The 26,402-nt window shown below is 61.3% G+C and carries 22 protein-coding genes; 4 read left to right on the top strand and 18 right to left on the bottom strand.

Annotation, left to right across the window (positions count from 1 at the left end):
• Positions 1–43 precede the first annotated feature (43 nt).
• From CFB89_RS05905 to CFB89_RS34020, 10 genes are all read right to left on the bottom strand, one after another.
• Positions 44–1,102: a porin gene (locus CFB89_RS05905; RefSeq protein ID WP_089467096.1), complete on the bottom strand. Its 1,059-nt coding sequence runs from the start codon at positions 1,100–1,102 to the stop codon at positions 44–46.
• 200 nt (positions 1,103–1,302) lie between these two features.
• Positions 1,303–2,727, bottom strand: a complete 1,425-nt coding sequence (locus CFB89_RS05900; RefSeq protein WP_089467095.1) for a cytosine permease — start codon at positions 2,725–2,727, stop codon at positions 1,303–1,305.
• A 388-nt stretch (positions 2,728–3,115) separates the two neighbouring features.
• Positions 3,116–3,745 carry an NAD(P)H-binding protein gene (locus CFB89_RS05890; RefSeq protein ID WP_089467094.1) on the bottom strand — a complete coding sequence of 210 codons (630 nt, stop codon included), beginning with the start codon at positions 3,743–3,745 and terminating at the stop codon, positions 3,116–3,118.
• A gap of 334 nt (positions 3,746–4,079) precedes the next feature.
• Entirely contained in the window at positions 4,080–5,471 is a 1,392-nt protein-coding gene (gene lpdA / locus CFB89_RS05885; protein ID WP_089467093.1) for a dihydrolipoyl dehydrogenase, read from the bottom strand.
• 4 nt (positions 5,472–5,475) lie between these two features.
• Entirely contained in the window at positions 5,476–6,792 is a 1,317-nt protein-coding gene (locus CFB89_RS05880) for a dihydrolipoamide acetyltransferase family protein (RefSeq protein ID WP_089467092.1), read from the bottom strand.
• A 1-nt stretch (position 6,793) separates the two neighbouring features.
• Positions 6,794–7,834 (bottom strand): alpha-ketoacid dehydrogenase subunit beta, encoded by a 1,041-nt coding sequence (locus CFB89_RS05875; RefSeq protein ID WP_089467091.1) that lies wholly within the window; start codon positions 7,832–7,834, stop codon positions 6,794–6,796.
• A 2-nt stretch (positions 7,835–7,836) separates the two neighbouring features.
• Complete coding sequence (locus tag CFB89_RS05870) at positions 7,837–9,069, bottom strand: 3-methyl-2-oxobutanoate dehydrogenase (2-methylpropanoyl-transferring) subunit alpha (protein WP_089467090.1); 1,233 nt, start codon at positions 9,067–9,069, stop codon at positions 7,837–7,839.
• A 411-nt stretch (positions 9,070–9,480) separates the two neighbouring features.
• A complete protein-coding gene (locus tag CFB89_RS05865) occupies positions 9,481–10,107 on the bottom strand; it encodes a flavin reductase family protein (RefSeq protein WP_089467089.1) in 627 nt (208 codons plus the stop codon).
• A gap of 412 nt (positions 10,108–10,519) precedes the next feature.
• On the bottom strand, positions 10,520–10,984 hold the full coding sequence (locus CFB89_RS05860; RefSeq protein WP_373559854.1) for an ImmA/IrrE family metallo-endopeptidase: 465 nt from the start codon (positions 10,982–10,984) through the stop codon (positions 10,520–10,522).
• 506 nt (positions 10,985–11,490) lie between these two features.
• Positions 11,491–12,159 (bottom strand): hypothetical protein, encoded by a 669-nt coding sequence (locus tag CFB89_RS34020; RefSeq protein WP_144030065.1) that lies wholly within the window; start codon positions 12,157–12,159, stop codon positions 11,491–11,493.
• Between the two features lie 183 nt (positions 12,160–12,342).
• Between CFB89_RS34020 and CFB89_RS05850 the strand changes: the two genes are divergently transcribed.
• A complete protein-coding gene (locus CFB89_RS05850; protein WP_089467086.1) occupies positions 12,343–12,594 on the top strand; it encodes a helix-turn-helix domain-containing protein in 252 nt (83 codons plus the stop codon).
• A gap of 94 nt (positions 12,595–12,688) precedes the next feature.
• Here CFB89_RS05850 and CFB89_RS05845 read toward each other — a convergent pair whose 3' ends face one another.
• Positions 12,689–13,588, bottom strand: coding sequence for a hypothetical protein (locus tag CFB89_RS05845; RefSeq protein WP_179233378.1), 900 nt, complete (start codon positions 13,586–13,588; stop codon positions 12,689–12,691).
• Positions 13,589–13,709: 121 nt separating this feature from the next.
• Between CFB89_RS05845 and CFB89_RS05840 the strand changes: the two genes are divergently transcribed.
• On the top strand, positions 13,710–14,030 hold the full coding sequence (locus CFB89_RS05840) for a helix-turn-helix domain-containing protein (RefSeq protein ID WP_089467084.1): 321 nt from the start codon (positions 13,710–13,712) through the stop codon (positions 14,028–14,030).
• Between the two features lie 4 nt (positions 14,031–14,034).
• Here the strand turns inward: CFB89_RS05840 and CFB89_RS05835 are convergent, their stop codons facing one another.
• On the bottom strand, positions 14,035–14,709 hold the full coding sequence (locus CFB89_RS05835; protein ID WP_179233377.1) for a hypothetical protein: 675 nt from the start codon (positions 14,707–14,709) through the stop codon (positions 14,035–14,037).
• A gap of 4 nt (positions 14,710–14,713) precedes the next feature.
• On the bottom strand, positions 14,714–15,007 hold the full coding sequence (locus CFB89_RS05830) for a hypothetical protein (protein ID WP_089467083.1): 294 nt from the start codon (positions 15,005–15,007) through the stop codon (positions 14,714–14,716).
• A gap of 966 nt (positions 15,008–15,973) precedes the next feature.
• On the opposite strand from CFB89_RS05830, the gene CFB89_RS05825 reads away from it, so the two are divergent.
• The gene (locus tag CFB89_RS05825; RefSeq protein WP_089467082.1) at positions 15,974–16,753 is read left to right on the top strand and encodes a hypothetical protein; all 780 of its coding nucleotides are present in this window, start codon (positions 15,974–15,976) and stop codon (positions 16,751–16,753) included.
• A 130-nt stretch (positions 16,754–16,883) separates the two neighbouring features.
• Here CFB89_RS05825 and CFB89_RS05820 read toward each other — a convergent pair whose 3' ends face one another.
• Positions 16,884–17,648, bottom strand: coding sequence for a serine protease (locus CFB89_RS05820; protein WP_089467081.1), 765 nt, complete (start codon positions 17,646–17,648; stop codon positions 16,884–16,886).
• Between the two features lie 513 nt (positions 17,649–18,161).
• Here CFB89_RS05820 and CFB89_RS34015 point away from each other — a divergent pair.
• The gene (locus CFB89_RS34015; RefSeq protein ID WP_144030064.1) at positions 18,162–18,938 is read left to right on the top strand and encodes a hypothetical protein; all 777 of its coding nucleotides are present in this window, start codon (positions 18,162–18,164) and stop codon (positions 18,936–18,938) included.
• Positions 18,939–19,291: 353 nt separating this feature from the next.
• On the opposite strand, the gene CFB89_RS05815 is transcribed toward CFB89_RS34015, so the two are convergent.
• The 4 genes from CFB89_RS05815 to CFB89_RS05795 all read right to left on the bottom strand — a co-directional run bounded on the left by CFB89_RS05815 (position 19,292) and on the right by CFB89_RS05795 (position 26,297).
• The gene (locus CFB89_RS05815; protein ID WP_089467080.1) at positions 19,292–19,579 is read right to left on the bottom strand and encodes a PAAR domain-containing protein; all 288 of its coding nucleotides are present in this window, start codon (positions 19,577–19,579) and stop codon (positions 19,292–19,294) included.
• Between the two features lie 441 nt (positions 19,580–20,020).
• Positions 20,021–21,325, bottom strand: coding sequence for a sel1 repeat family protein (locus tag CFB89_RS05805; RefSeq protein ID WP_373559853.1), 1,305 nt, complete (start codon positions 21,323–21,325; stop codon positions 20,021–20,023).
• Between the two features lie 2 nt (positions 21,326–21,327).
• The gene (locus tag CFB89_RS05800; RefSeq protein WP_089467077.1) at positions 21,328–23,346 is read right to left on the bottom strand and encodes a phosphatidylserine/phosphatidylglycerophosphate/cardiolipin synthase family protein; all 2,019 of its coding nucleotides are present in this window, start codon (positions 23,344–23,346) and stop codon (positions 21,328–21,330) included.
• Positions 23,343–26,297: a type VI secretion system Vgr family protein gene (locus CFB89_RS05795; RefSeq protein ID WP_089467076.1), complete on the bottom strand. Its 2,955-nt coding sequence runs from the start codon at positions 26,295–26,297 to the stop codon at positions 23,343–23,345. The genes CFB89_RS05800 and CFB89_RS05795 overlap by 4 nt, the downstream gene beginning before the upstream one ends.
• Positions 26,298–26,402: the final 105 nt, after the last annotated feature.

The raw sequence follows: 26,402 nt of genomic DNA, 5'->3' as shown, positions 1-26,402 counted from the left end.
CGCCGGGCACATCCGCCCCGGCGCGTCGCGCCGCGTGTGTACGTCAGAAGCGATGCACGATGCCGAGCTGCACGCCGCGTGCATTCGCGCCCGGGTATGCGAGCGGCAGGCCGGGGTTCGCCGCGCCGGCGAGCGTGTAGCCGGCCTGGTTGCGGTTGCGCAGGTACGACAGCGCGCCGTAGAAGCTCGTGCGCTTCGACAGGTCGTACTCGTACATCAGCCCAAGCTGATCCGCACGGTTGCCCTGCGACGACTGGTCGTGCAGGTACGCGTAGCCGAGCGCGACATAGTTGGCCGGGTTGAACTGGTATTTGACCGACAGCCCGTACACGCGCGAATCGATTCCGAGATCCGCCCACTTCACCGCGGAGAAACCGCCATACACGGTGGCCTTGCCGATTTCGTAAGACGCACCGGCCATGATCGTGCGATCGGTCGTGGTCGCCGCCGCGTTCTTCAACCACTGCCCCGCGACGAATGCGCCGAACGGACCGTGTTCGTAGGTCAGGTCGAACTGCTGGCTGGAGCCGGCCGAGCGCACGCCGCCCGCATCGCCGAACCCGACGTACAGCCCGCCCTGGAAACCGGCGATCTCCGGGCTTTGGTACGACAGCGTATTGCTCGTGCGGAACGCGAACACGGTCAGGTTGTCCATGCCGGACGCCTGCGTGACGCCGCCGAACGCATCCTGCCCGCCTTGGTCGTTGAACAGCGGCGAATTCTGTCGGCCCGCGCGCACCTTGCCCCACTGCCCCGCGATGCCGACCCATGCCTGTCGGTTGAACATGCTGCCCGCGCTCACGAGCGAGCCGTCGTTCGGATTGAAGCCGTTTTCCAGCGCGAATTCGATTTTCTGGCCGCCGCCGATCTCCTCGCCGCCCTTCAGCCCGAACCGGCTGCCCCACTGGCCACCCGAGTTGATCGCGGCCGTATAGCCGTTGCCCGTATTCACGACCTGCGCGAATTCGTCGATCACGCCGTACAGCGTGACGCCGTCCTGCGCGAGCGTGGCGCCCGAAGCGGCGGCGCAAGCGGCCGCGACGGCCATCCGAAGACCGGCATGCGCCGATCGCACCCGGGAACGATGTCCTCGTGCGTGCATTTTATTAGCCATACTATTCAATGAAAGGAGAATGGAACGATGCCGGGCACGGTGGTCCGCCATGCCGGCATCGTGGATAACGAAGGTAATGTGTGGTGCGGTTGCCGGTCGCGCCGGTTCGGCGCATCGGGCCGCTCAGGCCACTCAGGCCGCTCAGGCCGGCAGCAAACCGGCCCGACCAACGACGTGATACGCCGGTGTCAGACCTCGCCGCGTTCGAGCGGCAGGATCAGGCGCTCGGGAATGCTGCGCCGCGACGCACGGGCGGCGACGTAATACAGCGCGGCCGGCACGACGAGGCCGAGAATCCACGAGATGTCGGTGCCGCCGAGCGCGTCGACGAGCGGCCCCGTGTAGATGTGCGTCGACATGAACGGCAGCTGCACCAGGATGCCGACCACGTAGATCGTGATCGCCATCACGTTCCAGCGGCCGTAGCGGCCATCGGGATCGGACAGCGCCGGCACGTCGTAGCGCGAACGCGTGAAGCAGTAGTAGTCGACCAGGTTGATCGCGCTCCACGGCGTGAAGAACGCGAGCAGGAACAGGATGAACGCGGTGAATTCCTTCAGGAACGAATGGCGGCCCGCGAGCGCGATCAGCGTCGATACGCAGATCATCCCGAAGATGTACACGAGGCGGCTCTTCGACGATACCGCGCCCTTGCCGCGAAAGCCGCTGACGATCGTCGCCATCGACATGAAGCTGCCGTACGCGTTGAGCGCCGTCACCGTCACCTTGCCGAACGCAATGCTGAAATACAGCAGCGCGGCCACGGCGCCCGTCGAGCCGAGGCCGACGATGTACGCCACTTCATGGTGCGCGAACTGGCTGCCGGCGAGCGCGGCCGCGAACACGCCGAATACCATCGCCGCCTGTGCGCCGATCACCGAGCCGAGACCGACCGCGACGAACGTCGCGACCGACGACGTCGAGCGCGGCAGGTAGCGCGAATAGTCGGCCACGTACGGGCCGAACGCGATCTGCCACGACGCGGACAGCGACATCGCGAGCAGGAAGCTCGCGAGCGAGAAATGCCGGTTCGCGAGCAGCGCGCCGACGTCGTGGTTCGCGAACAGTTGCGCGAACATGTAGACGAACGCGACGATGCCGACCACGCTCGCGATCCGGCCGACGAAGTGGATCGCGCGATAGCCGAACACGGTCAGCACGACGATCACGGCCGCGAACAGCAGGATGCCGGCCGCGTCGTCGACGTGCAGCAGTTGCGCGACGGCCTGCCCGGCCAGCACCGAGCCGCTCGCGGAAAAGCCGATGTACATCAGGCACACGAGCACGATCGGGATCATCGCGCCATACACGCCGAACTGCACGCGGCTCGAGATCATCTGCGGCAGCCCGAGCTGCGGCCCCTGCGCGCCGTGCAGCGCCATCACCGCGCCGCCGACGAGCTGGCCGAGCAGCAACGCGACCAGCGACCAGAACACGTCGCCGCCGAGCACGACCGCCAGCGCCCCCGTGACGATGGCCGTGATCTGCATGTTCGCCGACAGCCACAGCGTGAACTGGCTCAGCAGGCCGCCGTGGCGCTCGGCGTCGGGAATGAAGTCAATCGAGCGTACCTCGATCAGTCCGCCGGCTTTTCCACTGGAATTCGTTGACACGGGTCAATCTCCAAAATACTCAGGACCACACATGGTTTGAACGGGACAGGAAGCTGCGAGCCGCCCTTTCGGCTCGGCGGATGCGGGGCGCCGTGGATCGCCGGCATGCGCCACGCATGCACGGTCAGCACGCTGGCGCGCAAGCGGCACGACGTGTGCCGACATTGCCAGCGGATGATCTTGTATATACAACTTGTGAGATATCGGTGATTACCCGGAATCGATCGATTTTAGAAATCGTCCGAGTCATTGCGGCACGCCAGCGCAGTATTGCCGCGAATCGGGCGTCGGAAAAATGAAAGCTCGGTCGGCCGGGGGCCGATCGAGCGCAGCGGTCACCGCACGGAAAACGGACAGACTAGCGGGCGAGCGCACCGCCCGCGCGGCATCAGACGAGCCGGTCCGACGTGACGACCTGCACGCCCGGCCGTGCGTCGATCGCCGCATCGAGCAATGCGCGCGCAATCCGCGACGCGGGATTCACGCGCCACTTCGCCGGCAGCACCGGCGCGGCGGCGCTCAGCGCGAACACGAACAGCCGCTCGCCGAACCGGAACTCGTCGCGGCTGCCGCCGATCAGGCCCGGTCGCACGTACGTGAGCGAATCGAAGCCGACGTCGGCGAGCGCCTGCTCGACCTCGCCCTTCACGCGGTTGTAGAAGATGCGCGACGCAGCGTCCGCGCCGAGCGCGGAATTCAGCACGTAGGTCGGCGTGCCGTGCCGGTGCGCGAGTCGCGCGACCGCGAGCGGATAGTCGTGGTCGACGCGCCGGAAGGCCGCCTGCGAACCGGCGGCCCGCATCGTGGTGCCCAGTGTGCAGACCACGGCATCCGCGTGCCACCAGTCGGCCGTGTCGGGCAAATGGTCGAAATCCACTGCCCGTGCGCGCATCTTCGGATGCGGCGACAACGGCCGGCGCGCGACGACGATCACCTGGTCGACCCGCGCATCGGCCAGCGCGGCTTCGAGGACGTGGCGCCCGACGAGTCCGGTCGCGCCGACGAGCAGCAGTTTCATGTCCGTTCTTCCGTGTGGAGCCTGCGTTGGCGGACCGAGGCGGCCCGGTTTCCGGCTATCGACATGATCGTCGGCCGACGTGGCGGCGGCAATCCTCCACGCGTCTCGAAAAATTACGGCGCTGTCGGGCGCGGCCCCGCGCGATCGAATACGGCCCGGCCGGCGCTGCTGCTGCGCGCGTTCCTGGCCCGCGCGCGGTTACCGGCAACCCGATCAGATCGGCTTGGGACTGGCGCGAGCGGATACCGAATGAAACAACATGAAGTACATCAGACGCCGCAGGCGCCGCCAATGTGTGCGAGACGCACCGGCAGCGCTCCGTCAGGCTCGAACGTCAGACATGCAGCGCATGTCCGAGCGCGCGCAACGCCGCTTCCTGAAGCGCCTCGCCGAGCGTCGGATGCGCGTGGATCGTGCCGCCGATGTCTTCCAGCCGCGCGCCCATCTCCAGCGACTGCGAGAACGCCGCGGCCAGCTCCGACACCCCGCGCCCGACCGCCTGCCAGCCGACAATCAGGTGATTGTCGCGCCGCGCGACGACGCGCACGAATCCGTCGGTCGCCTGCAACGTCATCGCGCGCCCGTTCGCGGCGAACGGGAACGATGCGCTCAGACAATCCACGCCGGCCGCGTGCGCATCGTCGGGCGACCAGCCGGCCGTCACGATCTCGGGATCGGTGAAGCACACGGCCGCAATCGCCGCGGGCGTGAACTGGCGACGCCGGCCGGCGATCAGCTCGGCCACCATCTCGCCTTGCGCCATCGCGCGATGCGCGAGCATCGGTTCGCCCGCGACGTCGCCGATCGCCCACACGTTGCGCATCGACGTGCGGCATGCGTCGTCGATCCGCAGCGCGCGGCCGTTGCGATCAAGCATCAGCGTCTCGAGTCCGAAGCCGTCGACGCGCGGCCGGCGGCCGACGGCAACCAGCACGCGATCGGCCGGCAACGTCTGTTCGGCGCCGTCGGCCGCCTGCACGCGCACCGCGCCGTGCGCATCGAGCCCGAGCACCTTGTGGCCGAGCCACAGCCGCACGCCGAGCCGCGCGAGCGAATCGGCCACCGGCCGCACGAGTTCCGCATCGTACGCGGGCAGCACGCGCTCGGCCGCCTCGACGACGCTGACGTCGACCCCGAGCTTGCGATAGACGGTCCCGAGTTCGAGCCCGATATAGCCGGCCCCGACGACGACCAGCCGCTTCGGCAGCGTCGCGGGCGACAGCGCGTCGGTGGACGACACGACGTGCCCGCCGAACGGCATCGACGGCAGTTCGACCGGTTCGGAACCGGTCGCGAGCAACAGGTGTTCGCAACCGATCCGCACCGTATGGCCGCCGGTCGCGACCTCGACGGTCTTGCCGTCGATCACGCGCGCTTCGCCGTGCAGCACGCGCACGCCGTTCTTCTTGAGCAGCGCGCCGACGCCGCGCGTCAGACGATCGACGATGCCGTCCTTCCACGCGACGCTTTTCGCGATGTCGATCTCGGGCGTGCGCACGCGGATCCCGAGCGCGCCTTCGCCGGCATGGCCGCACGCCTGTTCGAACGCATCGGCCACGTGGATCAGCGCCTTCGACGGAATGCAGCCGATGTTCAGGCACGTGCCGCCGAGCCGGTCGCGCTCGACGAGCACGGTCGGAATGCCGAGCTGGCCGGCGCGAATCGCGGCGACGTAGCCGCCCGGGCCGCCGCCGATGACGAGCAGTGTGGTGTGTTCGTTCTTCATCGGCTCACTCCACGAACAGCAGCGCCGGGCGTTCGAGCACCGCGCGCACGGCCTGGATGAATTCGGCCGCGTCCGCGCCGTCGACGACGCGATGATCGAACGATGACGACAGGTTCATCATCTTGCGCGCGACGATCGCGCCGTCGCGGATCATCGGCCGCTCGACGATCCGGTTCACGCCGACGATGCCCACTTCCGGATGATTGATCACCGGCGTCGACACGATGCCGCCGAGCGCGCCGAGGCTCGAGATCGTGATCGTCGAGCCGCTCAGCTCGTCGCGCTGCGCACGGTTCGCGCGCACCGCGTCGGCGAGCCGCGCGATTTCGGCGGAGATCGACCACACGTCGCGCGCTTCCGCATGACGCAGCACGGGCACCGTGAGGCCGCCGTCCGTCTGCGTCGCGACGCCCATGTGCACCGCGCCGTGGCGCGTGACGACGCCCGCTTCGTCGTCGAAGCGCGCGTTGATCTGCGGGAAGTCGCGCAGCGCGATCACCATCGCGCGGATCAGCAGCGGCAGCGGCGTGAGCTTGCCGCGCGTGTCGCCATAGCGGCGGTTCAGTTCCGTGCGCAACGATTCGAGTTCGGTCACGTCGATTTCCTCGACGTAGCTGAAGTGCGGGATGCGGCGCTTCGCTTCCTGCATCTTGCGCGCGATCGCCCGCCGCAAACCGATCACCGGCACGTCGGTTTCGTCGTGGCGTTCGTCGTAGCCGTGCGGTTGCGAAGATGCACGCGCCGTGCCACCGCCGGTGCGCGCATATGCATCGAGATCCGCGTGCAGGATGCGCCCGGCTTCGCCGGTGCCGCGCACGTAGCGCAACTCGATGCCCATGTCCCACGCACGCTGACGCACGGCCGGCGACGCGAGCGGCCGTTCGCCCGGCGCGAGCGCCGCGCGCGGCTGCGCGGCCGGCTCGTCGCGGCGCGGTTTCGCCGGTGCGCGAGGCGCCGCGGGCTGCGCAGGCGGCTCGGCCGATGTGTCGGCCACCGGCTTCGACGGCGTCGCCGCCGCGACCGGTGCGGTTGCTACCTTCGTTTCTTGCACCGGTACCGCGGCCTTCAGGTTGCCGTCGCCTTCGACTTCCAGCCGAATCAGCTCGCTGCCGACCGCCATCATCTCGCCGATCCGGCCGCCCAGCTCGATCACCTTGCCCGTCACCGGCGACGGAATCTCGACCGCCGCCTTGTCGGTCATCACGTCGGCGAGCGGCTGGTCTTCGTTGATCGTCTGCCCGACTTCCACATGCCAGGCCACCAGCTCGACCTCGGCGATCCCTTCGCCGATATCCGGCATCTTGATGACATGAATCCCCATCTCACGCCTCCATCACGCGTCGCAACGCTTCACCGACCCGGGTCGGCCCCGGAAAGTACGCCCATTCCTGCGCATGCGGATACGGGGTGTCCCAGCCCGTCGTGCGCTCGACCGGCGCTTCGAGGTGGTAGAAGCAGTGTTCCTGGACCAGCGATACGAGCTCCGCGCCATAGCCGCAGGTGCGCGTCGCCTCGTGCACCACGACGCAGCGCCCGGTCTTGCGCACCGACGCGACGATCGTGTCGAGATCGAGCGGCCACAGCGTGCGCAGGTCGATCACTTCCGCGTCGATGCCCGTCTCCTCGGCCGCGGCGAGCGACACGTGCACGGTCGTGCCGTAGGTCAGCACCGTCACGTCGCTGCCAGGCCGCACGACAGCGGCCGTATCGAGCGGCACCGTGTAGTAGCCTTCGGGCACCGCGCTCGCCGGATGCTTGAGCCACGACGTCACGGGCCGCTCGTGATGGCCGTCGAACGGCCCGTTGTACAGCCGTTTCGGTTCGAGGAAGATCACCGGATCGTCGTTCTCGATCGATGCGATCAGCAGCCCTTTCGCGTCATACGGGTTCGACGGCATCACCGTGCGCAACCCGCACACCTGCGTGAACATCGCCTCCGGGCTCTGGCTGTGCGTCTGTCCGCCGTAGATGCCGCCGCCGCACGGCATCCGGATCGTCATCGGCGCGGTGAACTGGCCGGCCGAGCGGTAGCGCAGCCGCGCGCCTTCCGACACGATCTGGTCGGAGGCCGGATAGAAATAGTCGGCGAACTGGATCTCGCAAACGGGCCGCAATCCGTACGCGCCCATCCCGACCGCCGCGCCGACGATCCCGCCTTCGGAGATCGGCGCATCGAACACGCGCGACTTGCCGTATTTGTTCTGCAGCCCTTCGGTACAGCGGAACACGCCGCCGAAATAGCCGACGTCCTGCCCGAACACGACCACGTCGCTGTCGCGCCCGAGCATCACATCCATCGCGGAGCGCAGCGCCTGGATCATCGTCATCGGCTGCGTCGCCGTATCCGTCTCATGTTGCGCCATGATCACGCTCCCAGTTCCTGGCGCTGACGGCGCAGGTGCGCGGGCAGCTCCTTGTAGACGTCGTCGAACATCGAGGCCGGCGACGGAATCCGGTCGTCGGCCAGCGTCCCGTACTTCTCCGCTTCCTTCTGCGCGGCGATCACCTCGGCCTCGAGTTCGGCCGTCAACGCGTCATGCGCGCTGTCCGACCAGATGCCCTTCACGATCAAGTGACGCTTGAAGCGCTCGACCGGATCGCCGAGCGGGAAATGGGACCAGTCGTCGCTCGGCCGGTACTTGGTCGGATCGTCCGACGTCGAATGCGCGCCCGCACGGTAGGTCACCCACTCGATCAGCGTCGGGCCGAGGTTGCGGCGCGCGCGTTCGGCCGCCCAGCTCGATGCCGCGTAGATCGCGAGGAAGTCGTTGCCGTCGACGCGCAGCGACGCGATCCCGCAGCCGACGCCGCGCGCGGCGAAGGTCGTGCCCTCGCCGCCCGCGATCGCCTGGAACGTCGAGATCGCCCACTGGTTGTTGACCACGTTCAGCACGACCGGCGCGCGGTACACGTGCGCGAACGTGAGCGCGGTGTGGAAATCGGCTTCGGCCGTCGCGCCGTCGCCGATCCACGCGGACGCGATCTTCGTGTCGCCCTTGATCGCCGACGCCATCGCCCAGCCGACCGCCTGGATGAACTGCGTCGCGAGGTTGCCGGAAATGGAGAAAAAGCCCGCTTCGCGATCCGAGTACATCACCGGAAGCTGGCGCCCCTTCAGCGGATCGCCTTCGTTCGACATCAACTGGCAGATCATCCGCTCGAGCGGCACGTCGCGCGCGATCAGGATGCTCTGCTGCCGGTAGGTCGGAAAGCACATGTCGCCGTCGCGCAGCGCCATCGCGTGCGCGGCGCCGATCGCCTCCTCGCCGAGGCTCAACATGTAGAAGGAGATTTTCTTCTGGCGCTGCGCGATCATCATGCGCGCGTCGAAAATGCGGGTCTTGAGCATCGCGCGCAGCCCGGCGATCAGTCGCGCATCGTCGAGATCGGGGGCCCACGGGCCGACGGCCTTGCCGCTGTCGTCGAGCACGCGCACGAGGCTGCGGGCGAGATCGGCGGTGTCCGCCGCGGCTACGTCGATCGGCGGGCGGCGGACGGCGCCGGCCGGCGATAGATGCAGATAGGAAAAGTCCGTCTTGCAGCCCGGGCGCCCGGTGGGCTCCGGCACATGCAGACGCAATGGCTCTGACAGGCTCATCGTGTCGTCTCCACGCTCGATTGTGTCTCACGCTGTTTGGGAACGCGCGGGCCGGTTGCCGGCCTGCGCGCGAGCTGACGCGCGGATAAGCGCGCCAACCTTGGAAATCTATGCCCGGCAGCGGCGGGCGTCGATGCCCAAGCCGCTCGTTCGTCGTGAGCAGATTTGCCATGGCCGATCGCGGCGGCGGGCGAATGCGCCGCGTGGAGTCGGCGCGGGACGGGTTTGCTGCGGTGCGGGGTCGCGGGGCCGGCAGCGATCGGCACCCGGGAGCGGACGCATCGGTATGCGTCGCGATCATGTGAGGATACGAAGCAAAAGACCCCGCGAAATCCTGGATTTCAGTGGGGTCTTTCGTCGGATTCGAGCGCTCGTGCGCCGGTTTACCGGCCTACTGCGGCACGCGATCGATCACGCGTCGGGACGAAAAAGATCGAAGCGGCTGTCGGGCGTCACGTGCACATAGGCCGACGGGCCGCCCGCGCGAAGAATGATGCCTGCGCCGAACGTGTCGAAGATGCCGTCCTTCAGCAGGTCATGGCGGATATGGACCGCGACGACCTCACCCAGCACCAGCGTGGCCGGCGTCTCGACGCCGCGGTGATCGCGCAGCCGGATCACGTCCGTCACCTTGCACTCGAAGTTCACGCCGCTTTCCGCGACGCGCGGCACGTCGACGAGGCGCGACGGCACCGCGGTCAAGCCGCCGAGTTCGAACTCGTTCACGTCGTACGGCACGGCGGCGCAGGTCTGGTTCATCCGCTCGGCGAGATCGCGCGTCGCGAGGTTCCACACGAACTCGCCGGTCTCCTGCACGTTGCGCACGCTGTCCTTCGCGGTGGTGCTCGAAAAGCCGATGATCGGCGGCCGATAGTTGAACGCGTTGAAGAAGCTGTACGGCGCGAGGTTCAGCGTGCCGTCGCTGCCGCGCGATGAAATCCAGCCGATCGGGCGCGGGCCGATGATCGCGTTCAACGGGTCGTGCGGCAGGCCGTGGCCTTGCGACGGTTCGTAATAGTGATGGGTCGAGTCGGTCATGACGGGTGGTCCGGCGAGAGGCAAACGATGAGGGAAGCGGTCGCCGGGACGTGTTGGCCGATGGCGACGCAGGCGTCCGGTGCGACGTGCGTGCCAGTATCACATGGCGCGGTTTTCGGCGCAGTGGCGCGCATCGCCAGCCGCGCGGGCGTGCCGCTGCATGGGCGTGCGCCCAATAAAAAACCCGCGAGCGCTGGATTTCTCGCGGGTTTCCTGCGCCTTCGTCGAATCGAATCGAATCGAATCGCGGGGACGCAATCGATGGTGCGGGGACCGGACTCGAATTTAGACCGACATAGCATGCTGGCAAGGGGTTAAAAGAATATCGGTCAAAATATACCCCCGCAAATACCCCCAGCGTCAGCGCGCTGTCCCCTAATGTCTGTCAATCAGGGCGCGCTCCCTGCTACGACTAGTAGTTAACCAGGCCCAGTTCCTTGATGCGGATCGCCATCGCCGTCGGCGACAAGCCAAATTCGTTCGCAAGCGACTTGAAGTTGTTGCCGGGGCCGAACTTCTTTGCCGTCGCGACCGCTCGCGGAAACTCCATCGAGCCAGTCTTTGCGCGAAGAAGGTCCTGCATCATGTTGCTGCCCACGAGGGCGAACGCCACATTGTCGTCAAGGTGCAGGATGTCTGTCCCAAAGCGCTGCTTGAACGCCTTGCGGACCAGCTTTTCAGGGGCAAGAAAACATGCTGCAAAGTAATTCGCCTCCCGCTCGCGCTTATCGAGCGACGTCGTTTCGCCCAATAGCGGGCGGTCCCGATGCAGTGTCAACCCGGGGTGCAGGACCATGTGTCCGAGTTCGTGTGAGCCCGTGAAGCGTTGGACCTCGTACGAGAAGTTACCGGCGACCTTGATGATGCCGCGCTCCACATCGACAAGTCCCGCAACCTGGTATTGCTCGTTCCCGACGCCGTGGACCCCCAGTGATCCGGCCGCGACTTCATATTCGTAACCATGAACGCTCGCGGCATGGTCTGGCCGGAACAATTGCAACAAGTGCGGAATGGTGTTGTGTGTCCGCCCCGCGCGCTGCCAGACTTCGTACTGGAAACGCCAACACTCTTTAGCGATTGCTTCTCGATCGATCTCGTCCATGTGGAGACCTCCCCTAGGTTACGAGGAATTTACCACACAATATATGGTGTCGTCTCGTATTTTTTGATCTATATCTTGTGCTGCATTGCGGAAAGGTAAGAGCATCATCGTCAGCACCGCTCCGAGCACCTTCGTCGATTAGACGACGGTCCTTTCGACAAGCAAGCTTACGGGCACGAAGGCATAAAGGCACGAACATCCAACAAGTGTAGCGAGGTATCTGATACCGGAGCCACTTGGTAGGCTCCGGACTCAGTGGATTGTCACAGTGTGCCGTACCGCTAGTTGAAGCTCTTCGCCTGCTGGCTCACCGTCGCAACGCCCTTAACGTAAAACGTGTTGTCGGGATAGATGCCAGCTTCCCATCCACTATCGTCGCGATATCGCAGATACTGACTCAGCGCCGGGTTGTCTTGCGCTGGGTCCATGCGCGGGATGTTGTATGCCTTCATGAAGTTCTGCGTGAAGTCATTGAATGGCATCTGGCCGAATGCCAGACCAGAGAAGGCGGAATAGAACTTGAATCCAGTCAGTTTGCCAGCTTCGTAGGTGAAGCTCGCTTGCAGTCGCTGTGCGGTGTTTTCGCAAACAACGCGCACTGCGTCAGCGCTGTACTGGCATGGATTACCTGCCGGCAACAATGCGCTCAGCGCTTGACGCACTTCATCTGGCGACTCCCCGAGGGCAATGCCCTTGATCCGTGGACCATAGGAACTGGCTGCCGGTTGCTGCGGCTTGGCTCCTCCATTCTCACCAGCTTCATCACGCTGATCCGCCGCTTTGTCGGCAGAAGCTGGTTGCTGAGCTGCCGGAGGTGATCCAGTAGCTTCCGGCCCACTTGCCGGGGGGCTGGTGTCCGTTTGCGATGAATGTTGTGAACATGCGGTGAGTACCAGCAATGTGAGCGCGGACAGCGCGAGAAGGGGGCGCGGATACGCAATGACTTTCATGGTCTCTGTTCCTTGTGGTTTGCGCGTGCGGAGGCACCCCCGCCTGACCGCACGCCGGGTTTGAGGAATTCGATGCAAGATTGACTGGTACCGCCAGACTTCGCCTCAGTCGCAGGAGCGTAGCGCCCGATATGTGATGCAAAGTCCGTAGATGGGAACGCATCATATCGTAAAGATCGGAGCATGTCCGCTCCGCTCCGAGGTCCTGATCCGAAAGCTAAACTCGTCTCTCTTCGGGACGTGTTGGCTTACAACGTCCGCGCCAATCGGGTCGAGAAGTCGCTATCTCAAGAAGAGCTTGGCTTTGCTGCCGGACTGGACCGTACTTTCATCAGCCAGGTTGAGCGCGCCCGTGTGAACATATCGGTCGACAACATCGAACGTATAGCGACGGCCCTTGATGTTGAGCCTACCCGCCTATTCGAACGGCCCTGAACTTGGACTGCTACGTGGTCTTGCGTAGCGCTTAACTACAGTTCGGCTCACGGGCTTCGAGAGAGCACCGGCGAGCACCATGGACAAGGCCCCCTTAGCCACCGCTTTCGTCTCGTTCGGCTGCGATTACGGTAATGCGAACCGTCTCGCCAAGCCGATCGTCGTAATGCGCGGCGAGCACAGAGCCCGCATCGCCCGTGGTCGCCTCGCAGATGGCGTAGACTGCGGCAGCAACTTCTCGGAGCCGAAGGGATTCCGCACCCGAAACCATCACGAGTAGGCCACCCGCCATCGAAAGCCGGTCGGAACCAACATCGTGAATCGCCTGCCGGGCTGCGTCCTTGATACGATCTGGGCCACGTCCTTCGCCGACACCAATTACCGCTCCAGTCGTGCCGGTGAACGCCTCTCGCACATCAAGGAAATCACTTCCGGTCGGCATCCTCCATTCCGACAAATCCGGCTGCGTCCCCCGCATTGCCGTCACGTAGACGTCGACCAGGCAGTACAGCACGGAAGGGTGAGGAGATTCGGGAACGAACACGACCGCGTCAGCGCAGCGTGATAGCTCGGCCGCGACCGCCCGAACCAGCGAGCCCGGAGGAAGCGGCGGCTGGGCAAGCAGCGCTACAACTCGCGCGCCGGCCTTCTGTGCGGCGGCGCTGACGATCACCGAAACCCGCAGCGCATCCGGCTCGCCGGCGGCCACGATCACGATCACTGCTTTCGCCCCTGCGAATGGCACGTGATCATCAATTAGCGATGAGTCGCCCGACGATGCTCCGTCCGTTGCGGAGACATGCTGGAACGCAATGCCGTCATCGACGCCGAGCCGGTAGTACAGGCCGGCAGCCAGTCCACCGCCCGTTTCTCCTACCCCGACGATCTGGACACCCGGATGATCATGCCCGTGACCGATCGAACGCCGCGCGGGCCATCTCTCGAATTGAATCCCGTCTGCTGTAGTGGTCTTCTTGATGGTAGGTACCGACATTTTTCTGAATCCCCGGATGGTTGTGGGTGTTTGCCCTTGGTGATGTTGTGCGGTTAACATAGCAAAATATGTACGGTTTGTGCGATGGTAATTGTTGCGTTGAGGCGGCATCCTCTCGGACATGAAAACACCCGTCCCGCCCACCGAACAACGCAACCCCATTACTGTCGCCGTTGGAAAACGGCTCAAGGAAGTCCGGCGCAAAGCCGGCAAGAGTCAGGAAGACCTTGCTCATGAGGCGTCGGTCGGTCGAGCCGCGATCAGTTCGATCGAGTCGGGTGTGACAAACCCGACGGTGCTGACGCTGGCGGCGTTGTGCGGGCCGCTCGGCATTTCGCTCGCGGAACTTTTCGCGCCGCTGACGATGACGCTGAACGACAAGGACGCACGTCGAATCAATGCCGCGAAGCCGCCCAAGATCGAACGCTCACGGTTGCGCTGATGCACTACGGCGGCCGCGCTTTCCGGTCTGCTGGCGTTGCAGATAACCGGATCGACATTGCGCCGGTCAGCACGACTTTTCGCTGATCGAGCCCGGTAACGTACTGGGCGTGTCCGCCCAACTTGCCGCGGTCGGCTGCTGCCTGTGTCAACCGTGCGTTATAGGCTGCGAGTACGGGTTCGGCTTCGGCAGAGTCGACTACCAGCAACGTGTGTCCGTCGAAGGTCCGGCCGATCCTTCTTCCTTCGATGCCGACGGCCAACGCCGCATGCAGAGTCGCCCGGCGCGATTGCCGAAACGTCAGGATCACCGGCCGACCGCGCAGTACTTCTCGCTCGCTGAATCGGAGAACATCTGCGTGCGCCCCTTCGAAGCGGGTCGGACGCAGCCCCACGTCCAGTTCCTGAATTAGCGGTTGCAGCTCTTCGAGTGACACGCCGGAGAAGTAAAACGGCTGCGCACGACGCCAGAATTCCGCTTCCGGGGCGCGACGACGCGACGACACATTTAAGGGATCGGACAAGAACCCAAGCATGGCAAGTGCCATTGCCGTCGCATGGCACGCGCAGCCGCCGTCCCAGCAACCTTGGAAACTGAATGCAGGGGTATTCGAGCCGACAAGTGTGAGGCGGCGGCCGGACTGAAGAGCCGGATGGAGTTGCTGCACGGTGGCCTCCATCTGGTCAGTATTCGCACGGGCGCGTGACAACTGTCGTTCGACGATCTGCCTCGGTAATGATCCACAGCCGTTCGCGATCGTCGCCCAGCTCATACGCAGACAGCAGACGCGTTCCATTCGTTACCGCGAGATCGTTCGAGCGAGCATCGGCCGCGCAGACGACACCCCAATCACCGCTACTGTGTCGCCGAAGCAGGCCATCGGCGTTCGTGCCGGTTCGGTCGAGAAGATCGAGCGCGCCCGGTGTGGCAACAATCAAGCCGAGAAGGAACAAAGGTTCATGACGATACGCATACATAATTAGGCATCCATATTAATTAAGACGAGCGAAGGCGCCGAACTGATGTTCTGGAGCAAGCTCAAGGATGGGAATGACTGAACCGCGAGGTGATACAGAGGCGTTTCAGGGAAGCGAGGTGCGATGAACGGGATCGCAAGAGCCGTTGAAGGCGCGATGCTCAGGGGAGCCGAAAAACATGCAGGCAACCGGGAGGCAGAGAGGCAAAACCCGGGATTTTCGCTAAAAAATGCCCCCAAACACCCCAGAACGACTTTTCGGCAGGAAAATGTAGCACAATCTAACCAAAACCAATAAAAGGGATCGATCGATCGCCCTCAAATCGGCAATTTTTACTTTTCCAGTGTCTTCTGGCCGGTCTCGAACACTCCCCGGCACAGGAAACGACCCTCTAACTTATTTTCCGGCCCGTAGGGGGCTCCGATTCACCCCGGATAGGGCTCGGCATGGGTACAGCCATGCGGCGGCGCTATGGGCCGAATTTTCGCAACGAAAGATTTTTGTAATGTTTGCGCCGTGCTGCAACCGCCGGCTGGAACCGTGGTGGGGGGCGAAAAATGGGCACCGGCGCTCATATTTTGAGCAAAACAGGCTGCCTTCTATATTTCGCATGTCGAAGTGTATGCCAACGTCTTTATTGCCTACCCAAATCGGGGGCCGGAATGCCTAAACGAGGCGCCGATATCGCTCTCCAGTCCAATCAGGTGCGTAAGCCAAGACCTAATCTCCCAGTCAGCGTCAGATCAGGTCAGAAATTCCTTTGCCGTCACTTCATCGAGGGCCACGATCGACCCGATTCGGCCAATCGAACGCCCCGAAAGCGGACCTCTCGGCAACCCACTGCAGCGTGTTGCCTCCTCTTTGGACGTTATCATGCGGTTGCAATTGCGACCGTCGACGGCGAATCTTAGAAGGCGACCGCTCAGGCCACGGCCCACAACGCGTAGTCCGGGAGGAAATCAAAAAATGACGCAAGCTGACGCGTGGGAGTTTTTCAAGCAGTTCATTCTAACCGGTGGTGGTGCAGCTGCTATAGCATACGGACTGTTCAAATGGCTAGGCCAAAAGTGGATTGAAGATAAGTTTTCGCAGCGTCTAGAGTACCTTCGGCAAACAAATGCCAAGGAACTGGCCGAGCTGAAGGTCAAATGGGACACTGACCTTCAAGGCAGACTCAAGTACCAAGAGCGCGAATTCACTGTCATCCCCGATGCATGGGAAAAGCTTGCGGATGCGTTCGGCCTCGTAAGCTGGCTTACCAGTCGGACACAGCAGTATGCAGACGTTGCAGCAATGAATGATGCGGAACTTGAGCAGTTTTTGAAAGATAGCGAGCTTCTCGAGACGCAAAAGCAGCATCTGCGGCAGAGCAAAGGCCGCGACCGGGCGGAGTACTACCAGCACACAATATTCTTTCACCGCTACCAGCGCGTCGAAACCGCCGTTCGTCAGTTCTCGATCTATGCCAATCGCAATTTCCTATTTATGCCAGAACCGCTATTCGTGAAGCTGGGAGCCTTGTCGGAGCTTTTGTATAGCGCACTGACCACTGTACGCATTGGCCACGAGAGTCAACACGGCCCCATGGTCGTGGAAGCCGCAGACATCACGGCCGGAAAAATTCGCCCGCTGTTTGACGAAGTGCAGAGCGACATCCGCCAGTTAATGGCCGCTCATCGCAAGGAGCATGAGCAGCAACAAACCACATCATCAATAGGGGCAAGAAGCGCACACGTCTCGCGCTAGCTGCTTGCAGCCCGACATATCCAGTGTATGGCGACCTAGAGCAGCCCGTCGCCTCCACCGTTAGCGGCTATGCTTGCGGGCCTGGAGTGAGATATGGCTGTCGCGTATTCGCATGCGGCAGTGGCTCGCCTCAATGCATCAGGTCAAAAATGGCCGCGGCTTGGGCGATGTACAGCAGTTCGTAGTCTTCGGAAAATTGATAGACGATGCCAGCGAATTCGTAGGAAATCAGTCCGGCCGAACTTTGCCTGATCAGGAAAGCTGGACCGCCGCTAAGGCCGCCGATGGTCTGGGGCTCAGCTTCGTCCGCTCGGACGACCCAATCGTCGCGATCAAACTGGCAGATGAACCTTTCATCGTTCGCTGCTGTGACAGGCGTAGCACCGCAACCATACGAACCGAAATTGAGCCCTTGGGGCGCGTCATGGCGTCTCAATGCGCCGGGAAAGCCTGCGAATGCAACGCCGTTGCCCTCACCGACGACGACCGGCCGGTGCTGACCGACCTGAAAAAAGCCCTCCCCGATGCCATCGCTGTTGTGGACAACGCTCCGCGCTTGTTCATGCGTCAGCCTCAGCACGGCAACGTCCAGATCGCCCTGTCCTTCGATCACAAGCTGAGCCAATGGATCGATCGGGCAATTGCCAATCTGGAAAAATGCCTGATTAGACTTTACCTGTACGTCCCTAAAGCCGTCCAGAACGTGCCGACAGGTGATTGCGAAATGGTCATCGCCGCGGACGATGAGGGTAGCCGTGCCGTTGTACACTTCAACTTGATTTCCAGGCTCGGACTCAACCCCGAAAAAGGCGGGTTTGCACCACCGCAAGGGGAACTTCATTAGTTGTTCGCCCAGCCTACCGTCCATCAACGCTCGGGCTTCGTCACGATCCATATAGTGCCCCTCTTTCCGACAGATGAACCGTCTTACTCTCCGCCGCTCTGTTTGAGGTGTGCCGGCAACGCCTGAAAATTGTCAATGAGCAAACCCCCAACGTCGAACAGCTGCTCATGGCTGGGGATTCAACCCGTCGAGGCAACGAATTGATGAAAGCGATCAGCCAGTGGTGATCTCCCCCAACCGGCCGAACGGCGAACTTCGAGTGACCCCGCGTGACCTGCTGGTAAACTTGGGCAAGAACCGGCCGATCTCTGCCTATGCTAGCGTATCCTGAAAACTGTAGCCTCAATGTGTTCCGATTCCATGGCCGATGCGATGGCGCCATCGACTAACGTGGCGACTCCCCCTCGACCGCCATCGGTGCATCCTCGGTTGTGACCTCATCGGAATTCTCGTCGCGAAAAGAAGTATGTCGGGTTGTTTTCATTTGCGCGGGCTAAGTCGAATGTTTGTTTGTGTGATCGATCCAAGGGAGCCTTTGTGGTCACGACAGCGTTGCAAGAGTATATGGCTCAACATGTCGCGTCGTGGAGCAAACCGACGCTCGATCCAAAAATGTTCGGCATGTTGACAAACTCGACACCACTGTCTCCGGCTCAATATCTGACGTTCGCGGAGAAAGACCTCCGACTTGGCGGTCCGCGAGGGCTTGTAAACAGTTTGGCGAATTCGAAGCGAGCGATAGATTGTCAGATATTCAATTTGTTGGATGCGCTCGGACTGTCGGAGCCACGGTCTTTTCCGGATCGACTCGACAAGCTGAAGACCTTGGGGCTCCTTGCTCCTCGCGTGGTCAAAAAAATCGCACAGTTGCGAAACGTGCTGGAGCACAAATACTACAAGCCCAGTCTGTCAGAAGCCGAAGATGCCTTGGACATAGCGGCATTGTTTCTCGGAACAATCCGACCATACTTCGCGGGTGGTTCGTACATGGAAAACGCGTGGCTGGCAGACGAGGCCACGGAAAACCCACGCGGCGAGATTATTCGCACTCGCACGCATACAACATGGAGCCACGGTAAAGAGCCGCGATTTACCTATGCACGAGGAATCTTTATGGAGTTCGAAGTTGGGGCGAAATGCATTGAGCTTGCACTTGTGCATGACAACATGGAGCTTGCAACTGTATACGTGTGGCCTGCCGACGCCGGGTATGTCGAGCTACAAGGGCTTCTACTAAGGTCTTCTGTGGAAAATCTCCCGTACTCACGGGCGGGTGCGCGTCGGTTCATCAAGATTCTGAAGGCCACGACAGCGCACTCCAAACCGTACGGTTCCGCCTAACACCACCTGGTCGGATTCATGCTCTAGTAGAAATCGGCCAGTTTCCGATCTCGATGTAGCAGACCAGCTGGGGCCACTGTTCGCTCGTGTACTACAACGCCTTGCCCAGCAGACTCGACGGCATGACGGTGGACGGCCAGACCAGCACGCGCTCGATGGTGGCGAGCGCGCTGGCACTGTACCGGGCGCACAGTCGCTACCGACGTTCGGGCTTCCACTTCGCGTGCGCCTTAGGCAAGACATCGTAGCTCGCAACTTCCCATTCGTGCCCCGCGCCACACCGAAATCGATACCTCGTCTTTCGGCCGTTATAGACAATCGACAGGCACGCGCTCACTACATCGCGGTGGGCGTCACACGTCGACCGACATGACCTGTTGTGAAGCAACCAGCTTCGGTGGCGGGGTGCACTTGCAAATACAAAGGTCATCACTCAGCGCGACGTGCCGTCCGTCCGGCCCTGTCATTGGAAGTCGTGGACCAGCGCATTGAATCTTGCCGATTGATTTGCAAGCAGGGCAAATTACGTCGTCGTCTTCATGCGCAATATGCCTGCCGTCCAATTCAAACGGCGTCGCCTTCACACGAACAGTTCCCGCCACGGTCGTATGATCTCCATCGAGAATCAAGTATCGGGTCATTTGCCGTTGCCTCAGTCACATCCCCAAACGAACGAATACAGGTGTGCCATCTTCGCCACGCAGTCAGCCATGCGGAGCCAAGCCTCCGATTAAAAAGGCCAATCTCGCCACTCCGACGCCCACGCACCAGCCCACCAGAAGAGGACCGATTTCACCCGTGTACTCGCGGTCGTACTTCCAAGCTGCGACGAATAGCAACGGCACTGGTACCCCGATCATCCCGATCATTTTGGGCCAATCGGCATACGGAGCGAATACGTGAAGCGCATTGCTCACTAGGACCCAGCACGGCAACCCAAGGACGAACAGCAACCAGCCGAGCCCTATCAACGTCACGGGGTGCGCACGCCTCTTCGCTTCATTCGGTTGGTTCACGTCGAGCGATCTTCCTTGTCGATTACAAAAGACCATCCGCTTGTAGTCCTCCACCGAGGAACCGCGTCAAGACTGATCAAGGTATGCAACGAGTTCCCAGGCAACAGGGGCCATGCGCTGACGTGTACCCAGCATGCTGTCGAGGACCGCTAGCCGTCGAGGTTCGTGCACGACGACGGAAGGCAACGCGTCACCCTTAAGAAACCTGCGTTTCGCATCACCAACCTGACCGGCATCCAACTTCGCGCACCACACTCCATCTTCCGGACACTGCTGGCCAGTACGCGCGACGGTCCCCAAAGGCACACGAGTTGCGATGTTCGCAAGCGGATCTTCTTGCGCAGTTTTCTCCGCCTGACTTGCCAGGGGTAATCCTGTTGCCGGGTCGAGATGCTTCGCCTTCGCCATCTGATCGATGACTTCACTCGATGGTTTCAGTGGAGGAGCAGCAGCTTCCTGCTCCTTTTGCCATTGAAACGTGCCATCCCACGACGGAAGTTTCGCAGGGGGGAGCGGCACGATCTTATCGATATCCGGAACCTTGGGATTGCGACCATCGTTCGCGTCGATGAACTTGCCGATTGCACTGTATCGACGAACGCGCTCAGGATCGGCGGCCACCCCAATGTAGTTGAGCTTGTCGTTCACTGGCGGCCCCTTGAAACCGTCCTCCAATGAAAGAGCCCCTTGCCTGTCGCCAGCCGCTGCAGCTTGCTGGAACGCTTGAAGTGCACTTGGATATCGCTGCTTTATCGTCTCGATAATTCCAAGGTTATTAGCAGCTTTGCCATGGCCTTGATCGGCTGCACACTGGAACATCGCGTATGCGATGTCCGGTGCCATATTATCCGGCGCAAGGATGTCAGCAACATAGTACTGAGCTTCAGCATTTCCCAAATCTGCGGCTTTGCGGATGTATCTTCGAGCCGCCTCGTCGTCTCTCTGAACCCCGTACCCATTCAGAAGATAGTGTCCAATATCGTAGTAACCGCTTGGCACACCTGCCTTGATAAGCTGTTCAGCTAGATCAACGCTTTCCTTCTCAGGATCGGGTGAAGACGCCATTCCCGACGAGATTAGGATTTGCAGGTTGTGATTTGCCTTATAGTGGCCAAACGCGGCCGCGATGCGGTAGTACCTAGCGACATCGTTGAAATCCTTCGGTCCTTCCCTCTTTTCAAGGAATCGGGCGTACTGAAAAAGAGCATCCGCCTCCGGATCAAGGGGCGGCAGATGGTCGGCTTCATGCGTGCATGTGAAGGCGAGATTAAGGCGCACTGCGCTAACATCGGGCAACGGATTCATAGCACTTTCGTTCTTCGAACAGGCGGTCAGCAGGCAAACAACGGAGATGGCAACTAGTACGCGCATGATCAATCAAGCCTGCTTCGTGTTGTCGTATTGGAGGAAAAACTGACGAGCGCAGCCAAGGGCTGAAGATTGCTTCCTCGCAGGCGTTTGTTTCGATCCGTGATCTTCACCCACTGATTGAATGCGTCAGTCATGTTGTCACCTATCGCTGCACTATTGACGTCATTACCGCTCGCGGCTCCCTGCCCCTCAGACGAAGCCGGTTTCGTATGTATTGCCCACAACCTCTTCCGAAGAGCCCTGCTCACATCGCCATGCTCGTGGCAGATGTTCAACTCGCTATCCACCTCCATGCTTCGCGTGTTGATGTTTGCCGAACCATGCGTCAGAAACACGTCATCGATGACCATGATCTTGCTGTGCACATAAGTGTCCATCCACTTTCCTGCTGGAGAGTCTGGCGCAACCAGAGTACAGATCAGTGTCTTCAGCCCCGGAATATCGCCTGGAATGACTTGCCCCTTGTTATTGTCAGCAATCTTGGCATTCACGTCGTTGAGCTGCTTCTGCAAATCCTTTTTGTGCGCTTCGTTCTTTTCCAAGGCTTTGGCGATCTCAGCCTTCGAACCCGTTCCGTAGGTCTGAATCAACTGCGCCGTGCTGTCAGTACCGTCAATGCTCGCCGCTAGATTGCGTCGCTGCTGCTGATACACGTCGTTCCGCTCCAACCTTGTCACGTTCGGCATCGTGTCCGCGTGTCCCAGCGATTCCATCATCCGGTATGTCGATACCTGCCCGTGGTCCAATGAATCATCACTGGAATTCGTCACCACGAACAGATACAGCGGTCCATGCTTGCCAATATCTCGCCCACCAGCCGTCTGTCTGTTGATCGCAGTCTTGATATGATCGACCAACGGCGGCCAGCGGAAATACTGATTCTCGATATAGATGTAGCGGCACGCATTGTCCGTCGCCTGCTTGTACATTGCCCGGATATCGCGGCGGCCTTCCTGCGATTGTGTGCGCAAGATTTGCGCCATGACTGGCGTACCCTTGTCCTTTCGCAACCGAAGTCGTGAGGCGAGCGCCCGGCGAGCCGGCAATAAATCGACATCCGTGCTGCGCTTCCACGCATTGCAGAAATTAACATTGAGATGTTCGAGGATCGGTCCCGTCACGAGCGCCGACATATCCTGTCGCGGTGTCGCACCATTGCGCCCGAAGCGAGGATGCATCCGCGCAAACGAATGCTTATCATCGTCCCAGTATGCATCCAACGTGTTATGACCCATCACGAAACCCACGGCATGTTCGGGCGCTTCGTAGTCCACGAGCACCATTTTCTGGTGGTGCGAAGGTTCGGTGCCGAAGCCAAACGTGACCGCTTCTTCGTTCAAGTTCTTGTCTTCGCGAAACCGCGATTCACGATAGATTATTTCCGCGCGGTCCCCCAACGAAAAGTCTCGCGTTGCCACTTCGATACACGGTAGCCCCTGCAAGGCTACGGTGTTTTTTGACGGCTCAGGAGGCGGCAGGCCGGCAGCATGCTTTGCGCGCAAATCAGCTGCTTGCTTGTTCACCTGCTCTTCCCGGAACGGGGAAGGAGGCACTGCTCGCGCGGTCAAATACCAAGCACGATCGTACTCCCGCTCTGCATCGTTCTCGTTCTGCAAGACACGGTTTCGCAACCAACTAAAACCTGGCGTCGAGTTTTCGGTGACCTGAGCGACATTGAGGGAGTCTGCCCAACACAGAAGTCGGACCCGAACACCCTCCAGTCCTTTCTTGAGAAGCAGGTCACCGATATTGAGCGATGCCGCTCCGTCCCCACGCTTGAAATACATCGACGGCTGGAAGCCCCAACAGATGATGTCAATGCTGTACCGTGCCGCCATGATGGCATCATACACAGCACCAAACGCCTCCTGACCGTTTACGAGGGGTTGGTAAGAGCATGTGATCGGATGAAACTCGACGGGCTTTCCCTCGTCCGTGGTGTCCACAAACCAAGGTGAACACACCGATGCACTTGAAGTCTGATTGAGTGCCATCGGCGTAGTGATCGTCTTGGCGGTCATGCGTCGTCTCCGGTTGACGGGTTCAGCAGTTCGCTGTAGCGCGTTCGGTGCAATGCCCGATCGCCAGGTGGAGTGATGTCCGCCGCACTACTACTTTCGTGAAACTGGAAACCTTGATTCGCGAGGGCACCGTTAGCAGCGTCGTGATAATCGCCTGGCACGGGAATTTCATGCTTAACGCCGTTTGCCAATTCAAGTGTGTACTTCTGCGTCGCCACATGATGGTCGATCGGCAACTGCCCAGTCTCGTCGAACACGCCCTGTTTAACCAGCGCGCCGTCTGCATAGAGTTTATATGGCATGCCAACCGGGGCAGCATTTTTCGCCGAGGGCGACGCAAACATGTTCAGCGACAGCTTCTGGACTGGCGAATCCTTGAACGCCGGGTTCGTTATATCGACCCGCGCGGGGCCAGCAAACGAATAGCTTGCGGCCTTGAAGTCGATCTTGCCCGGTGAGTGGATATTGATGCTGCCGTCCTGACTGATCTGGATGATCGCGCCACCGCACAGAATCCGGATTTCCTTACCGGAGGCGACTTCGATAACATCCGTTACGGACCGGATGTGCAATGCAAGTTGAGCTGCCAAATCGATCACGCCGGCATGCGCCTGAATATCGATGTTGCCTTTACCGGCGATTGCCTTCATCCCGCCGTTCTGCGCAAAGATGCTGATCAAGTTGAGCGCCGCGACGATCAACGACTGTCCCGACGCGACGGTCGTGGTCTGACCGCTGACGAGGTTGATGAGCTGGTCCGCCGCGAGATGCACCGACTGCTGCGTCGACGCGGCAATTCCGGCCGGGCTGTCCAGCAGCATCACAGGTTCCTTGAAGGCGTTCGCGGTGCCCGTGCCGCCACCTCCCGTGCGACCGCCCTTGGCCTCGGGCGTCTGCGGCAATTCGAGTGCGTCAGTGAAATGCTTCAGCGCATCGTGACCGGTCTTGAGGTCCGCCGCCTGATGCCCCTTGCTGGCTTCCGACAACGAATCGACCAGATTCCCCGCACGGGCCAGTTGCTGGCGCGCTTCCCGCACGTCCAGTTGTTCGGCGTCCGGAGACTTGTGCTGCGTGCTGATCGCCATCCCCTGATTCGCGCGCATGGCACCGAATGCGTCGGTATGAAGTTTGTAGCCAATCCCGCGATACCCGCCTCGCGTGTTGCCCGTCTGATCGATCAAGTACCCCTGATGAAATAGGTGGTAGGTTCCCCCGGTATAGCTCGTCAGGCGCTGCCCGCCCTGATGCGTGGAATCGTCGTGGATCAGGGCGTTGTAGGCACCGGTATTGCCGAAGCCGCGCGACTGTTGGCCCGATTTCAGTACGTCCGAATGCCACGGCTGCTGCGTGGTCCCACCAGGCAATCGCCCCATCACGAAGGGGCGATCACAATCCCCTTGCCAGTAACCGACCGCGACCCATTCACCCTTGCGCGGCACGTGAACTGCACCATAGCCGTCGCCCGTATCACTCTGCATGACCCGCAACCACGGCGATGTGTTGTAGTCGTCCGGCTTGCTCTGCCGGTCCCATGCGAACCGGCCACGTATCTCGTTGTTCTTGTTCGTCCACGCTTCTTCGCCGTCCGGTGCGCCGACCAGCAAGTGTTCAACTTGCATTGCCGGCTTCTTATGCTCGAGCGGACTGCGGTACACAACATCCGTGCGCTGCGCTTCCATCTTCATCAAGAAAAAGCCCACCGAACCATCGTTGGCACGAGGCCGGGATACCGACGCCTGCTCGTATTCCGCCTGAACGCGGTCGAACTCCGATTGCAGGCTGAACGGAAACGCTTCCGACTGCCGGGCGAACGGCACATTGTTCAGGATGAACCAATGCACATCGACCGACAGAAACTCTCGGTCCTTCGAATCGGGGGTATCGTGACGAGGATGGTCATTCAGAACGAACCGCGAACCTGCATCGAGCCAGCGCACCCCACCGACGCCGATAAAACGACGGGCCATCGCATCCCACGCCTGCGTTCGAATCTGTGCGCGGCGAGCACCACTGTCGGAGTCGGGGTACCCCAACGTCGTCGGTTCGTACACTGTCACCGGGACGCCCGGAATACTGAGGATTTCCTTGTCGCGGTAATGCTGGACGGTGTAAGTCGTCGTTTCCATCAAGCTCCCGGTCGCGAAGCTCGAACCCGGTCGATCCTGATCGAACGAGGTAGACCTGAACTCCATAGGTTGGGCCGTCTGTTGCATCACCCACTGCGTCAAGCCATTGATTTCATCGCCTGTATTGCTTCGGGAATACGCGACATCATAAGCCTCTGGTAGCGCCGAGATGCTGTCCACGATCACGAGCGTTGTCTTCGGTGGCTCGCTATCCTTGACCGGCGCATGCTCCCAATAGAAGTACCAGCCCTCATCTTCCAAAAGCCGATGGACCAAGTTCAGGTCCGATTCGCTTTGCCGCGTATACGTGCGGGTAGTTGGCTGACTACCGAGATTGAATCGATAGCGCCCGCGCAGTTGAGGATATTTGTCGAAGACAGTGCTAATGCTCTGGACCGCATCGGAATCCAGCCAGTAATAATCGTCGCGACCTTCACCCAAGAAGAACAAAGCGGACGCGAACTCGATCTGGTAAAGCGAAAGCGCGCCATCGGCTCCCAATCGCCTGATCTGATAGACGAAGCCGTGGATCGGCCGATACTCTGCGTCGGGACCGGGGGCCGTCGGCTGCTGGATGAGCAACGACACCTGCTGATGCATTAGTGCGAGTAATTCGATGTCGTCGCGCGTGGAAACTGCATCCACCGTCCAGCGGTAGTCACGACCGATCTTCGACCATCCTTTCGCGCGAACAGCCGTAAGCGCGTTATCGCCCAACGGGGTGCGCAACGTCAACAAACGGCCGTGCTGCATGAGGCCACGGTTGAGCGCTTCGTAGATGTCGCTGTATCCCAAATTCCCCGAATCTGTCAGTCCGAGTGCCATCTGTTCTTGTCCTTGTCTCTCAGGTTCGACCGCCGCAAAGATGCAAGGCAAGGACGGTCTGCGGTCGCGAATACTGCCGCTCGCGCGATTTTATCTGGAATAAGG

It is taken from the genome of Burkholderia sp. AU16741, from assembly GCF_002223345.1.
GTDB classification, from domain to species: domain Bacteria; phylum Pseudomonadota; class Gammaproteobacteria; order Burkholderiales; family Burkholderiaceae; genus Burkholderia; species Burkholderia sola.
The sequence above is the reverse complement of the archived record's forward strand: the minus strand, read 5'-3'. Positions and strand labels throughout refer to the sequence as shown.